The organism is Bacteroidota bacterium (assembly GCA_034723125.1).
Classification (GTDB): domain Bacteria; phylum Bacteroidota; class Bacteroidia; order CAILMK01; family JAAYUY01; genus JAYEOP01.
In genome coordinates, this window is record JAYEOP010000185.1 from 1 (window position 1) to 14,635 (window position 14,635).

Genomic DNA, 14,635 nt, shown 5'->3' on the forward strand with positions numbered 1-14,635 from the left:
TAATTTTTTTATTCAATTTTAAATAAAATATATCATTAATAAGAAATAATTAAACTGTATAATTTTAATACCTTTGCAAAAAAAAAGAAATGGATTTAAAACAACCCAAACAAATAAAATCAGCACTAATAAGTGTTTTCGACAAAAACGGATTAATGCCTATTTTAGAGGAACTTAAAAGATTAGATATAAAAATCATTTCTACAGGCGGAACATACAACTACATAAAAAAACAAGGCTTTGATGTTGAAAAAGTTGAAAACATTACAGATTATCCTTCCATTTTTGGTGGTCGTGTAAAAACATTACACCCAAAAGTTTTTGGAGGAATTTTGTATCGCAGAGATAATGATGACGATAAAAATGAAGCGAAAAAATATCAAATAGACTCTGTCGATTTAGTGGTTGTTGACCTTTATCCTTTTTCAGAAACAGTTAAAGAAGGTAAAAGTGCAGAAGAAATAATTGAGAAAATAGATATTGGAGGAATTTCACTTATTCGTGCTGCAGCAAAAAACTTCAAAGATGTTGTTGTTATTCCTTCAAAAAATCAATATGCTTTTTTATTGAATATTCTTTCAAAACAAAATGGTAAAACTAAAATTATTGAAAGAAAAATAATGGCATCTCAGGCATTCAGTATTTCTTCATCATACGATTCTGATATATTTAATTACATTGCCAATAGTGATAAGGATAAACTAAAAATCAATTTTGGTGCTTCTAACCAATTAAGATATGGGGAAAATCCTCATCAAACAGCTTTTTTCTATGGCGACCTAGAAAAAGCATTTACACAATATCACGGCAAACAAATATCTTATAACAATTTATTAGATATTGATTCATCTCTTAAATTAATTAAAGATTTTGACAAGAATACTTTTGCAATTTTTAAGCATTTAAATCCCTGTGGGCTGGCAAGCAGAAAAAACCCCGTTGATGCATGGAAAGATGCACTTGCTGGCGATCCTGTATCTGCATTTGGTGGAATTATCGTTACAAAAGGAACAATACATTCAAAAGTGGCAGATGAAATAAATAAACTTTTCTTTGAAGTGATTCTTGCTTCAGGATATTCTGCAAATGCACTTGAGATTCTTAAGAAAAAGAAAAATAGGATTATTCTTCAAATTAATGATTATAACTTCCCTCTAGAAGATATTAAAACCGCATTATTCGGAACATTAGTGCAAGATTGTGATACTAATATTACAAAAAAAAGTAAGCTCAATAAAGTTACAACAACAAAACCAACAGAACAGCAAATAAGTGATTTGCTTTTCGCTAATAGAATTGTAAAACATGTTAAATCCAATGCTATTGTATTGGTCAAAAATAACCAACTAATTGGTGCAGGAATGGGACAACCAAATAGAATTGACGCATTAAAGCAAGCTATTAATAAAGCCCAAAATTTTGGGTTTGATACCAAAGGTGCTGTAATGGCAAGTGATGCTTTTTTCCCTTTTTATGATACGGTACAAACTGCACACGAATCAGGAATAAACGCTGTTATTCAGCCTGGTGGGTCAATTCGTGATAAAGAATCTATTGACTATTGTAACAAAAATAATGTTGCAATGGTATTTACAGGAGTAAGACATTTTAAACATTAAAAAATCTATGGGATTATTGAATTTATTTGTTCAGGATTTGGCTATTGATTTAGGAACAGCCAATACAATTATTATTTATAATGATGAAATTGCCGTTGAAGAACCTTCTATTATTGCAATGGACATTCAAAGCAATAAAGTACTTGCTATTGGCTCAAAAGCTATGCAAATGCATGGAAAAACTCACAATAACGTAAGAACTATCAGACCTCTAAAAGATGGTGTAATTGCAGATTTTCAAGCAGCAGAGCAACTATTACGTGGATTGATAGCAATGGTACAAAGAAAACGCTCAATGTTTTCTCCGCATCTACGAATGGTAATCTGTATCCCTTCAGGAATTACAGAAGTAGAAAAGCGTGCTGTTAAAGATTCGGCAGAAAAATCAGGTTGTAAAGAAGTGAAATTAATCCATGAGCCTATGGCAGCAGCAATAGGTATAGGAATTGATGTTGAAGAACCGGTAGGAAGCATGATTATTGATGTTGGTGGCGGAACAACAGAAATTGCAGTAATTGCACTTGGCGGAATTGTTTGTGACCAATCAATACGAATTGCCGGTGATGAATTTAATAACGATATTATTGAATATTTAAGAAGAGAACACAACGTTTTAATTGGTGACAGATCTGCTGAAAACATAAAAATTGAAGTTGGCTCAGCATTAACAGAATTAGAAAATCCCCCAGACAATTACTTTGTTAACGGAAGAGATTTGATGACAGGTATCCCAAAGCAAGTATCCATTGGCTATAGTGAAATAGCAGAAACTTTGGATAAATCAATTACAAAAATTGAGGAAGCAATTCTAAAAGTACTTGAAATGACACCACCTGAACTTTCCGGAGATATTTTCAAAACAGGACTTTATTTTACAGGAGGAGGAGCACTATTAAGAGGATTGGCTCAAAGAATTTCAGAAAAAAATAAGTTGCCGGTCCACATTGCTGAAGACCCTTTAAGAGCAGTAGCACGAGGAACAGGAGTGGCTCTAAAAAATATAAATAAATTTAAGTTTCTTATTTCTTAATAAATTAATACTAATTGTTGATTATCAGAATTAACAATCAATTTATTTGTTTGATGCTTTATGTTTAGGTTAATATTTCTATTTAAAAAATATAATTTCTTTTTGTTTTTTCTCTTCCTAGAAGCATTAGCTATTTTTATTATTTCATCAAACACTTATCATCATTCAGTTATAAATAAAGCAACCCAAGAAGTATCAGGCAATTTTCATCAGTGTTTAACTGATGTACACAATTATTTTCATCTCAAACAAATGAATGATAGTTTATTGCAAGAAAATTCAGAATTAAGAACAATAATAAATAAGCCTAAAAGTTTAAAGAATAGAATAAATATTGATACCAATTACAGCTATGGATACATTTTTTACCCTGTTCATATAATTAATAATTCAGTAATAAATCAAAAAAACTATATAACATTAGATGTTGGGAAAAATGATGCTGTTAAAAATTTTGTTGGTGTTGTTTCTGATAATGGAATAGTAGGTGTTTTAAATAATGTTTCAAATAACTTTTCAGTTGCTATTTCTATTTTAAATACTGATTTCAGAGTAAATGCCAAAATTAAAGAAAACAATGAAGTTGGCTCTTTAAAATGGAACGGAAAATCTGCATACAATGTTATTTTAGAAGACATTCCAAGTCATATTGAACTTAAGAAAGGGCAAAATGTTGTTGTTGGTCCGTATTCGAAATTATTTCCCGAAAATTATCCTATCGGAAAAATTATTGATTTTGAAAAAGGACAAAGTGGATTTTACAAAATTACTGTTAAGCTAAACAACAATATGAAAAGTATCACTTCTGCTTATCTTATTGAAAAAGTTCAGATTAAAGAACAAAATGAATTAGAAAATTCTATTAATAAACAAAATGAGTAAAGAGGTTTTAAAATATCTATTGAGTTTTGTAGTACTAACATTGTTACAACTACTTGTTTTTAATAATGTTGTTCTCTTTGGTACTATTCATCCATATATTTATTTGGTTTTTATTTTTCTTCTACCAATACATTATTCACGTTGGTTAATTTTAATATTAGCTTTTATAATGGGGTTTATCATTGATATTTTTTCAAACACTTATGGATTACATTCTGCCGCTATGGCTTTTATTGGTTTTTTAAGACCAATTTTCTTAAACATTCTAGTTACAGAAAGAGATGAAAATATTCATATTGAGCCACATTTTAACACCCTTAATACAAAGAGATACGCTATTTATGTGCTAACGTTAGTATTTTCACATCATCTTGTTCTTTTCTTTTTAGAGTCTTTTACTTTTGCTCATTTTTGGCTTACTTTTTCAAAAGTTCTTCTAAATTTTATTTCATCAGCAGTAATTATCTTCCTTTATGATTTACTTTTTTATAAACGAAGATAATAATCCTTTGTTTATATTCGTAAAGTAAATTTATATCAGTTTGATTGCATTTTTAATGAATAATGGAGAAATATAAAAACAGAAAAAACGTAATAATAATTCTAATTGCAACAGTAAGCTTTATTTTTTTTGTAAGATTAGTTTATTTGCAACTCTATACAAATAAATACAAAAAATTTGCCCAAAATAATGTTTTGCAAAGAAGAGTGCTATTGCCTCCCCGTGGTTTAATCTACGATAGAAATGGGAAAATACTTGCCACAAATAAAGCAGCTTACGATTTACATGTTATCCCTTCAAAAGTTAAAAACATTGATACTTCTGCTTTTTGTAAAATAATTGATATATCAAAAGAAGATTTTATAATAAAATTAAATAAAGCTAAAAAATTTTCTAATTTAAAGTCATCCGTTTTTATAAAAAATCTTTCCATTAAATCTTACGGAATTTTACAAGAAAGACTTTTCGAATTTCATGGTTTTTTTATTAAATCACGTACAACAAGAAAATACCCAAGACCAATAGCCGCACATATTTTGGGATATAATGGAGAAATCAACCAACGCCAAATTGAGCAATCAAACGACTATTACCAAAAAGGTGATTATGTAGGAATCAGTGGCTTGGAGAAACAATACGAAAAGCAACTCAGAGGTACAAAGGGAGAAGAATTTGTTTTAGTAAATGTTTTTAATATTGTGCAAGGCAAATACATGGACGCTACACTTGATAAAAATTTTGTTCCGGGAAAGCACCTTGTTACATCAATTGATGCAGATGTTCAAGAATATGCAGAAAAGCTTTTCAAAAACAAAAAAGGTGGATTAGTTGCAATTGAACCATCAAGTGGAGAAATAATTGCAATGATTAGCAGTCCGAGTTATGACCCTTCTTTACTCGTTGGGAGACAAAGAACAAAAAATTACATACAATTAAGCAAAGATAAAAATCAACCATTGTTCAACAGAGCTGTGGGTGCAATGTATCCTCCAGGCTCTGTATTTAAAATTGCAATGGCACTTGTTGGATTGGATGAAGGAGTAATTACTGAAAAAACTTCTTATTACGTAAGAGGAGGCTATTATCTTCCCGGGTTAAAAATCGGTGATCATGTTTATGGAAATATAGATTTTCATAATTCAATTGTAAAATCTTCAAATGCATACTATTGCCATGTTTTTAGGTCAATTATTGATAATGACAAGTTTGATAATATTTATGACGGTTACAACAATTGGAGAAATGCAATGGTAGATTTTGGAATGGGCAAAAAAATTGGGGAAGATTTAAGTAATGAAGTTGTTGGTATTTTACCAAAAGTATCGCGATTTGACAAGATGTATGGAAAAAATAGATGGAAGTCAACAAATATTTTATCTCTTGCAATAGGGCAAGCAGAAATAAGCCTTACACCACTTCAGATAGCAAACTTTGTTTCTGTTGTTGCAAATAGGGGATATTACATTACTCCCCACTTACTTAAAGCAGTAGTTTATGATAACCAAATAACAAGACCTGAATATAAAAAAATTGAAACGAACATTGATTCTTTTGCTTTTCCTCTTGTAATCAATGCAATGGAAGATGTACTAATAAAAGGAACAGCTATTAGATACGGACCTTCTTTTAAAGAACTTAATATTTGTGGTAAAACAGGTACATCTCAAAATCCACATGGAGAAGATCATTCAGTATTTATTTGTTTTGCACCAAAGGTAAATCCTAAAATTGTAATAGCAACAATTGTTGAAAATGCAGGACAAGGAGCACATTGGGCAGCTCCCATAAGTTTTTTGGTTACCGAAAAATATTTGAAAGGCGAAATTGATGAAAAAGCAAAATGGATTGAAAAAATAATGCTTGAAGGAGATTTTATTCATGATAAAGAAGAAGAAGAGAAGGAGAAGGAAAAAGAGAAAGAGAAAGAAGAAAACACTGAAAACGATAACAGAACATTAAAACCGGATGAACACTAAAATTAGTTTTAAAAATATTGATTTTATCATTTTTTTTGTAACAGGATTTTTAATTCTTATTGGACTCATAAATATTTATTCTTCAGAGTTTAATCTTGGCAATAATAAAATTCTTGAATTCCAAAGCAATTATGGTAAGCAATTTATGTGGCTAATCATATCATTCTTAATATTCATAATAATTTTCTTGATAGATGCAAGAATTATTATTAATTCAGCATATTTCATTTATGCTATAACAATAATTCTTTTGTTAGCAACACTCGTAGTGGGAAAAGAAATAGCAGGTTCAAAATCATGGCTGAGTATTGGAAGCTACAGCCTTCAACCTTCTGAATTTGCAAAGTTTGGAGTTGCACTGGTATTAGCAAAATACCTTAATACTTATAATGTTAATGTATCAAGATTTAAAGATAGCATGATTGCATTTGGACTAATTCTGCTACCAATGATTTTAATTATTTTGCAAAACGATATTGGTTCAGCCTTGGTTTTTGTTGCATTTATTTTTGTTCTTTTCAGGTACGGATTATCACCACTTTTCCTTTTGATACCCTTTATTTCTGCTATTTTATTTATTGTTGTTTTATTAATAAATATTTATTGGGTAATAGCTTTTTTGGTTCTTGTTGCTCTAATTATTTTCTTTCTTTCATCAAAAAAAGTAAAAACATTAGTTTTATTAGTTGCAATCTTAGCGGTTACTACAGGTTTTTTATTCAGCGTTGATTATGCCTTTAATAATTTTTTACAGCCACACCAACAAACAAGAATAAATGTTTTACTGGGTAAAGAAGTAGATTTAAGAGGCTCAGGATATAATATTCATCAATCATTGATTGCCATTGGTTCAGGGGGTTTCTCAGGAAAAGGTTTTTTAAAAGGTACACAAACAAGATTTGATTTTATCCCGGAACAAAGTACAGATTTTATTTTTTGCACTGTTGCAGAAGAATACGGGTTTCTTGGTAGCATTTTACTTATCTCACTTTTTGTGGTTCTCATGCTACGGATTATATATTTATCAGAAAAACAAAAGTTTGATTTTATCAGAATATATGGCTATGGAGTAATTTCAGTTATTTTCATACATTTTATCGTCAACCTCGGAATGACTCTCGGAATTTTTCCTGTTATTGGTATTCCATTACCATTTATTAGTTATGGTGGTTCATCATTATTAGGATTTTCAATAATGATTAGTGTTTATCTTAAATTTATTTCTGATTATTCACATTATTATAATTGATGAATTTTTTAATAAAACGTAATAATCCAAACGTATTTTAACAGCTAATACGTTTTTTTCCAAACGTATTTTTACATAATATGTGTATCAATCCAGATGTATTTATTATTTTTGCAATAAAAAAAATATTATGTTACGTTATTTTTCGGACTATCTTAAAGAATGGCAAAATCGTAGCCATAGAAAACCTTTGATAATAAGGGGTGCAAGACAAGTTGGAAAAACTTATACAATTGAAAATTTTGGAGAAGAAAATTTTGAAGAAACAATAACAATAAATTTTGAGGAAACCCCTGAATTAAAACATTTTTTTCAAAACAATGATGTAAAACAAATTATTAGAAATTTGGAAATCTATTTTGAAAAAAAAATTATTTTATCAAAAACGCTACTATTTCTTGATGAAATTCAAACATGCCCTGAAGCAATAGTTAGTTTACGATACTTTTATGAAAAAATCCCTGACTTACATATTTTGGTAGCAGGTTCATTATTAGACCAAGTACTTAATGATATGAAATATTCTATGCCTGTTGGCAGAGTGGAATTTGCATATATGTATCCATTAAATTTTAATGAATTTTTGCTGGCACTTAATAAAAAATCACTTGTCAATTATTTGGAAAACTACAATATCAAACAAAAAATTCCAATAGCTATTCATAACAAATTAATGGAATATACACGTTTATATTTTTTTATTGGCGGAATGCCAGAGGCTGTTAAGGTATATTCACAAACAAAAAGCTTAATTGACGTTGAACGTATTCATGAAAGTATTGTCAAATCTTTTGAGTTTGACTTTTCAAAATACGGAACGTCAACTCAACAAAATATAATGACCAAACTATTAAGGTATCTTCCTAAAGTAGGATGTCAAAAATTTAAATATGTAAATTTTGATAGTTCTATTCGTTCTGATATTACAAAAAAATCACTTTGGCTATTAAATATGAGCAGAATAACCTATCTTATCTACAACACAAAAGCAACAGGAATTCCACTTGAGCATAACATTAATGAAAAAGTATTTAAAACACTTTTTTTAGATATAGGTCTTTCAAATCATATTTTAAAACTCAGGCTCACTGACATAGAAAATTTACAAACGAAAATCGAAGGCAATCTTGCAGAGCAGTTTATTGGACAAGAGTTAAATTGCTTACCTCCATATTTTACTGAAAATAATCTTTATTATTGGATGCGTGAAAAACGAAATTCAGAAGCAGAAATAGATTATCTTACTGAAATTGAAAATAAAATTATTCCTATTGAAGTAAAGTCAGGAAAAACAGGAACACTTAAATCATTACAGGTATTTGTTGCTGAAAAAAATTCCGATATTGCAATTCGTTTTAATGCAGATTTACCTTCGAAAACACAAATTGAAACATCTATAAAAATTGCAAAAAAATTAAAGAAAGTTAATTTTCAACTTATATCACTTCCTTTATATCTTGTATCAAATTGCTTTCAAAACAAAATAATTTTCAATCATAGAAATTAGGAAGGAGACTAACAGTTATTATATTTCAAAAATATTGGTTCTTTGTTGATTTGTGTGGATGAAAAAAAAATTTAAAGCCACAGACTTCGTCTGTCGAAGACAAGCTAAGTGTAATAGAAATCTGACTACGTCTGTCGAAGACAGATTCACAGATTAAAATTAATTTATATGCAATATTTAATAAGATATATGCAGAGCGGTCATAAACTGCATTTTGCTATACCATGTAAACAAGTAATAATCAATACGTTAAACATAGTGCCAAATCTCAAATTATGACCAGTCGAAGTATATGTCCTTTAGTACTGATATATCTGGATTTACCGAAAATTCATTAATTAGTAGCTCTCTATAAAGTAGGGTGTTTCGTTCAGAATGTACGAATTCAAGTCTTGTGAAGTCTTTAAAATCAAGGAGTTCGTACGGATGACTGTTTTAAAGACGAACATAACGCAAAAATCAGACATTATGGGCAAATACTTATTACAAAAAGAGTAATTTTGTAATCTGTGAATCAGTGGCTAATTTTATTACACACAAATTTAACATAGAACCAATAATTTTGTTAATTTTGTTAAAATCTTAAAATAAATTTTTAAGAAAACTAAATACAATTACAACTGATTAAAAAATATCTTGACAAACAAAATTTATCAAATACTTGAAAAATACTGGGGATTTAAAAAATTCCGATACCTTCAGGAAGATATTATTTTATCAGTTCTAAACAATAAAGACACTCTCGCACTTTTACCCACAGGAGGAGGAAAATCACTCACTTTTCAAATTCCCGCACTTTACAAAGAAGGTATTTGCCTTGTTGTTACACCTTTGATTGCACTAATGAAAGATCAGCTTAGTAACCTAAAAGAAAAAGGTATTACGGCAGCAGCAATTTATTCGGGAATGACCTATAACGAGATTGACCGCACTCTTGACAATGCAATTTATGGAAGTTATAAATTTCTCTATGTTTCACCCGAAAGATTAGAAACAGATATTTTTCGTCTTAGAGCATTAAAAATGCCTGTAAATCTTATTGCTGTTGATGAAGCACATTGCATATCTCAATGGGGATACGATTTCAGACCTTCTTATTTGAAGATTGCAGAAATACGAAAGTTCTTTCCAAAAATTCCAATTTTAGCACTAACAGCAACAGCTACAAAAGAAGTAAAAGATGACATCATTGATAAACTTGAATTTAAAAATGCAGAAGTTTTTCAAAAAAGTTTTGAAAGAGAAAATTTAGTTTATGCTGTACTACATGAAGAAGCAAAGCGAAATAAACTTGTTGATATTTTAAACAAAGTAACAGATTCGGGAATTGTGTATGTAAGAACAAGAAAATCAGCCAAAGAAGTTGCATTTTTTTTACAACAAAATAAAATTTCAGCAGATTTTTATCATGCAGGATTAGATCAAAAAGCAAGGTCGACAAAACAAAACGACTGGAAATCAGGCAAGACCAGAATCATTGTTTCTACCAATGCTTTTGGTATGGGAATAGATAAATCAAACGTAAGAACTGTTATTCACATGCACCTCCCCGATAGCCTTGAAGCCTATTATCAAGAAGCAGGCAGAGCAGGGCGAGACCTAAAAAGAGCTTATGCAATTGCACTTGTAAACAACAACGATATTTCAGATTTAGAATATAGAGTTAAAACTTCCTTTCCAAAAACTGAAGAAATAAAAAGTGTTTACAAATCTCTTGCTAATTACTTTCAAATCCCAATAGGTTCAGGAAAAGGGATGGAATTTACTTTTGAAATAAATGATTTTTGCAACAGATATAATTTAAATCTGATTACAACATTCAATTGTCTTAAAGAGTTGGGGAAAGCAAATCTTTTATCCTTAAGTAGCAACATTTTTATGCCTTCCCGTCTTTTTTTTAAAATTGGATATAGAAAACTTTATGATTACCAAATTGAATTTCCTAAATATGAAGCAATCATAAAAACTATTCTCAGATCTTATGATGGAATATTTGACCATTACATAAAATTTGATGAGGGAATACTTGCAAAACGACTTAATACAAATAAAACAGAAATTGTAAAACAACTTAATTATTTAAAAAAAATAGATATTCTTGATTACTTATCCCAAACTGACAAAGCAAGAATTATTTTTATCTCCGAACGAGTTGATGATAACAGTATTTTTGTTGACCCTGCTGAATATCACAAAAGAAAAAAAAATTTTGAATCAAAAATTAATTCAGTTATTAAATATGCTTTTGAAACAAAAGCTTGTAAAAGCAAACAACTGTTAGGATACTTTGGTGAAAAATTAAAAAACGATTGTGGACATTGTGATTATTGCCTTAAAGGAAACAAAATAAATATTACAGATTTTGAGTTTAAAAATATTTTCAAAAAAACAATAGCTTTGCTAAATAAAAAGCCATACAATATGGATAAATTGATTGAACAACTTAATGACTTTGAAAAAGATAATGTGATTTACACCATAAGATGGCTAATTGATAATAACAGAATAAAATCGGATAAAAACAGTTTATTAAGATTAACTAAGGGCAAATGAAAAGAATAATTTTTACTGTTACCAACGACCTCAGCTATGACCAACGCATGCAACGAATATGCAATAGTCTTAATAATGCAGGATTTAAAGTAAAACTTATCGGAAGAAAATTAAAAAACTCACAACCTATTGATAGATTAGCTTTTGAAAGTAAACGAATAAAATGTATTTTCAATTCAGGATTTTTATTCTATGCCGAATATAATTTAAGGCTATTTTTTTATTTACTTTTCCAGCCATTTGATATTGTTTGTTCTATTGACCTTGACACAATCTTGCCCGGAGTTTTGGTAGCAAAGCTACGATTAAAAAAATGCGTTTACGATGCACACGAATATTTTACAGAAGTTCCTGAATTAGAAAACAGAAAATTAACAAAAAGCATCTGGGAAAAAATTGCAAAGTTCACAATACCCAAAACCGATAAAAGATACACCGTAAGTAATTCAATTGCAGAAATTTTTAACAAAAAATATAATGTTGATTTCAAAACAATCATGAATTTTCCTTTGTTGAATGAAAACAAAAAACAATTAACACAAAAAAAACATCCGACAATTATTTATCAGGGGGCAATAAACAAAGGTCGTGGTTTGGAACAACTTATTGAAGCAATGACATATTTAGATGTAAAACTCATTATTGCAGGTGAAGGAAACTTAAGTGAACACATACGAATGCTTGTTGAAAGTAAAGGTATTAAAGAAAAAGTAAAATTCAAAGGATATATTAATCCACAGGAATTAGAAGAACTGACAAAAACTGCAACAATTGCTTACAACTTACTTGAAAAATCCAGCCTAAGTTATTATTATTCATTAGGTAACAAGTTCTTTTCATACATTCATGCAGAAATCCCAAGTATTTCAAGTAATTTCCCTGAATATAACAGCTTTAATAATAAATTTGAAGTTTCATATTTGACAGATTTAAAAGTAAAAAACATTATAAAAGCAGTAAATTATTTAATTGACAACAAGGAAAAATATAAACAACTAAAAACAAATTGTTCAAAAGCAAAAGAAATATTCAATTGGCAAAAAGAAAGTTTAAAGCTAATAAAAATATATAATGAGTTCTGATATTCATCTAAATATTATCACATTCGACATCCCCTACCCTGCTAATTATGGTGGAGTTATTGACGTTTTTTACAAACTTCAAGCACTAACAAAAGCAGGTATAAACATTCATTTACATAATTTTCAATACGGGCGAGAAGCATCAACAGAACTTGAAAAAATATGTCATAAAACTTATTATTATCCTCGCAAACCATTTGGCAACCCATTTAGAACAAAACTTCCTTACATAGTAAAAACCCGATGGTCAGAAAAACTACTTCATAATTTGCTTAAAAACGATTACCCTATTTTATTTGAAGGATTGCATTGTACCTTTTACATTGACAATGAAAAACTTAAAAATAGATTAAAGATTGTAAGAATGCATAACATTGAATATCTTTATTACAAGCATCTTGCAAAAGTTGAAAGCAATTTTTTAAGAAAATATTATTTTAATTCCGAAGCAAACAGATTAAGAAAATACCAACAGAAACTTAACATTGCAAGCTATATTGCTGCAATATCTCCATCAGATCATAAAATCCTGAAATTAAAACACGGCAATAGTTTTTACTTACCAGTGTTCCATCCAAACCAAAAAGTAACTTCAAAAAATGGCATAGGCGATTATGTTTTATACCATGGCAATCTGGGTGTTGGAGAAAATAATGAAGCAGCATTGTTTTTAGTAAACAATGTACTTAACGATTTAAAAATACCAACAATTATTGCAGGAAACAATCCTTCAAAAGAATTACAAAACGCAATAAAAGACAATTATCATATCAAACTCATTACACCAAAATTAGATGAAATATATCCTCTTATCGAAAATGCACAAATTAATATTTTACCTACTTTTCAGGATACAGGCATTAAACTAAAATTATTAAATGCACTTTTTATGGGACGATTTTGTATTGTTAACAACAAAATGATAAAAGACACAGGATTAGAAAAACTATGTATTGTAGCGGATGATATTACAAGCATGAAAGAAAAAATATCTGAATATTACAATAAAAATTTCAATTCAACTCATAAAGAAGCACGCGAAAAAATACTGAATTCAAAATTTGATAACAACAAAAATATTAAAATTTTGATTAGCAAAATAAAATAGTGTCTCTAAGAAAACTCTGCAAAATTAGGTATCCTCTGGCTTCACTTCAAAACATTTTCCAGCTTGTAGTTTCAATATTTTTGCAGGAAAATCTTCCATTCCCTGATAATTATGAGTAGCCATAATTACAGCAGAACCTGTTTCCTTTATTTCATAAAGTAACTTAATTATCTCTATTGCAGTTTCAGGATCAAGATTTCCTGTTGGCTCATCAGCCAAAAGTACTTTTGGGTCATTTAATAATGCACGAGCAATTGCAACCCGTTGTTGTTCACCACCTGATAATTCATAAGCCATTTTATATCCCTTTGTTTGTAACCCTACTTGAGACAAAACATCATTTATTCTTTTTTCAATTAATTCTTCTGTTTTCCAACCAGTTGCTTTTAAAACAAATTGTAAATTCCCAATTACCGTCCTATCTGTTAAAAGCTGGAAATCCTGAAAAACAATTCCTAATTTTCTTCTTAAAAAAGGTATCTGCTTAGCTGTCAGAGTTTTGAGGTCAACATCTTCAACCCTTGCATATTCACTATAAAAAGGTAAATCGCCATATAAAGTTCGTAGTAAAGTACTTTTTCCACTTCCTGTTTTACCAATCATATAAATAAACTCACCGGGAAATAATTCAAAATTAACATCCAATAAAATAAGTGAATCCTGCTGGTAAAATTTCCCATTTCTAATTTCAACAATTGATTTTGACATTACATTAGGTTTAATCCAAAATATTCAAACTTTTTAATTTTACAAACTTATTCAAATTTAAATTAAAGGCAATCCTTAATTAATTTAAATTTAACAACATTAACTTTAACATTCTAACACCCTATTTTTCTAGCTTCTACATCTCCCAAGAAAAAACACTGCTATTTTGCTATCTTTCATCATTAAATCTCACTAACTAATTTTGAGTCCACTCTAAAAAGTCTTAAAATGATTTTCAGCTCCTTTCTACAACAACAAGCCATAAAATCGTCATTGTGAGGGAGGTACGACCGCGACAATCTCGGGCTTTTTAGCAGAGGTAGTAAAAAACAGTCCTCAGTCAGCAGTAGGCAGTCTCCAGCCAGCAGTCAAATTCCAAATAAACATAAAGAAGTACTTAGAGTACTTAAAGTGCCTAA

General features: G+C 29.3%; 11 protein-coding genes. 10 read left to right on the forward strand and 1 reads right to left on the reverse strand.

Annotation, left to right across the window (positions count from 1 at the left end; genetic code table 11):
- The first annotated feature begins 89 nt into the window (after positions 1 to 89).
- From purH to U9R42_05525, 10 genes are all read left to right on the forward strand, one after another.
- Complete coding sequence (gene purH, locus U9R42_05480) at positions 90 to 1,619, forward strand: bifunctional phosphoribosylaminoimidazolecarboxamide formyltransferase/IMP cyclohydrolase (GenBank protein MEA3495471.1); 1,530 nt, start codon at positions 90 to 92, stop codon at positions 1,617 to 1,619.
- Positions 1,620 to 1,626: 7 nt separating this feature from the next.
- Positions 1,627 to 2,649, forward strand: coding sequence for a rod shape-determining protein (locus U9R42_05485; GenBank protein ID MEA3495472.1), 1,023 nt, complete (start codon positions 1,627 to 1,629; stop codon positions 2,647 to 2,649).
- Between the two features lie 102 nt (positions 2,650 to 2,751).
- On the forward strand, positions 2,752 to 3,531 hold the full coding sequence (gene mreC, locus U9R42_05490; protein ID MEA3495473.1) for a rod shape-determining protein MreC: 780 nt from the start codon (positions 2,752 to 2,754) through the stop codon (positions 3,529 to 3,531).
- Complete coding sequence (gene mreD, locus U9R42_05495; GenBank protein MEA3495474.1) at positions 3,524 to 4,033, forward strand: rod shape-determining protein MreD; 510 nt, start codon at positions 3,524 to 3,526, stop codon at positions 4,031 to 4,033. Before mreC ends, mreD begins: the two co-directional genes overlap by 8 nt.
- 62 nt (positions 4,034 to 4,095) lie before the next feature.
- Complete coding sequence (mrdA, locus tag U9R42_05500; protein ID MEA3495475.1) at positions 4,096 to 6,009, forward strand: penicillin-binding protein 2; 1,914 nt, start codon at positions 4,096 to 4,098, stop codon at positions 6,007 to 6,009.
- A complete protein-coding gene (rodA, locus tag U9R42_05505) occupies positions 5,999 to 7,258 on the forward strand; it encodes a rod shape-determining protein RodA (GenBank protein ID MEA3495476.1) in 1,260 nt (419 codons plus the stop codon). Before mrdA ends, rodA begins: the two co-directional genes overlap by 11 nt.
- 130 nt (positions 7,259 to 7,388) lie before the next feature.
- Positions 7,389 to 8,765 carry an AAA family ATPase gene (locus U9R42_05510; GenBank protein MEA3495477.1) on the forward strand — a complete coding sequence of 459 codons (1,377 nt, stop codon included), beginning with the start codon at positions 7,389 to 7,391 and terminating at the stop codon, positions 8,763 to 8,765.
- A gap of 636 nt (positions 8,766 to 9,401) precedes the next feature.
- Positions 9,402 to 11,318, forward strand: coding sequence for an ATP-dependent DNA helicase RecQ (locus U9R42_05515; protein ID MEA3495478.1), 1,917 nt, complete (start codon positions 9,402 to 9,404; stop codon positions 11,316 to 11,318).
- Complete coding sequence (locus U9R42_05520) at positions 11,315 to 12,400, forward strand: glycosyltransferase (GenBank protein ID MEA3495479.1); 1,086 nt, start codon at positions 11,315 to 11,317, stop codon at positions 12,398 to 12,400. Before U9R42_05515 ends, U9R42_05520 begins: the two co-directional genes overlap by 4 nt.
- Positions 12,390 to 13,508, forward strand: coding sequence for a glycosyltransferase family 4 protein (locus U9R42_05525; protein MEA3495480.1), 1,119 nt, complete (start codon positions 12,390 to 12,392; stop codon positions 13,506 to 13,508). Before U9R42_05520 ends, U9R42_05525 begins: the two co-directional genes overlap by 11 nt.
- A gap of 24 nt (positions 13,509 to 13,532) precedes the next feature.
- Here U9R42_05525 and U9R42_05530 read toward each other — a convergent pair whose 3' ends face one another.
- Positions 13,533 to 14,216, reverse strand: coding sequence for an ATP-binding cassette domain-containing protein (locus tag U9R42_05530; GenBank protein ID MEA3495481.1), 684 nt, complete (start codon positions 14,214 to 14,216; stop codon positions 13,533 to 13,535).
- Between the last annotated feature and the right edge of the window lie 419 nt (positions 14,217 to 14,635).

What these genes read in the sequence shown, in the direction of transcription:
- purH (MEA3495471.1), top strand. Translation starts at nt 90, where the DNA reads ATGGATTTAAAACAACCCAAACAAATAAAATCAGCACTAATAAGTGTT.
- U9R42_05485 (MEA3495472.1), top strand. Translation starts at nt 1,627, where the DNA reads ATGGGATTATTGAATTTATTTGTTCAGGATTTGGCTATTGATTTAGGA.
- mreD (MEA3495474.1), top strand. Translation starts at nt 3,524, where the DNA reads ATGAGTAAAGAGGTTTTAAAATATCTATTGAGTTTTGTAGTACTAACA.
- mrdA (MEA3495475.1), top strand. Translation starts at nt 4,096, where the DNA reads ATGGAGAAATATAAAAACAGAAAAAACGTAATAATAATTCTAATTGCA.
- rodA (MEA3495476.1), top strand. Translation starts at nt 5,999, where the DNA reads ATGAACACTAAAATTAGTTTTAAAAATATTGATTTTATCATTTTTTTT.
- U9R42_05510 (MEA3495477.1), top strand. Translation starts at nt 7,389, where the DNA reads ATGTTACGTTATTTTTCGGACTATCTTAAAGAATGGCAAAATCGTAGC.
- U9R42_05520 (MEA3495479.1), top strand. Translation starts at nt 11,315, where the DNA reads ATGAAAAGAATAATTTTTACTGTTACCAACGACCTCAGCTATGACCAA.
- U9R42_05525 (MEA3495480.1), top strand. Translation starts at nt 12,390, where the DNA reads ATGAGTTCTGATATTCATCTAAATATTATCACATTCGACATCCCCTAC.
- U9R42_05530 (MEA3495481.1), bottom strand. Translation starts at nt 14,216, where the DNA reads ATGTCAAAATCAATTGTTGAAATTAGAAATGGGAAATTTTACCAGCAG.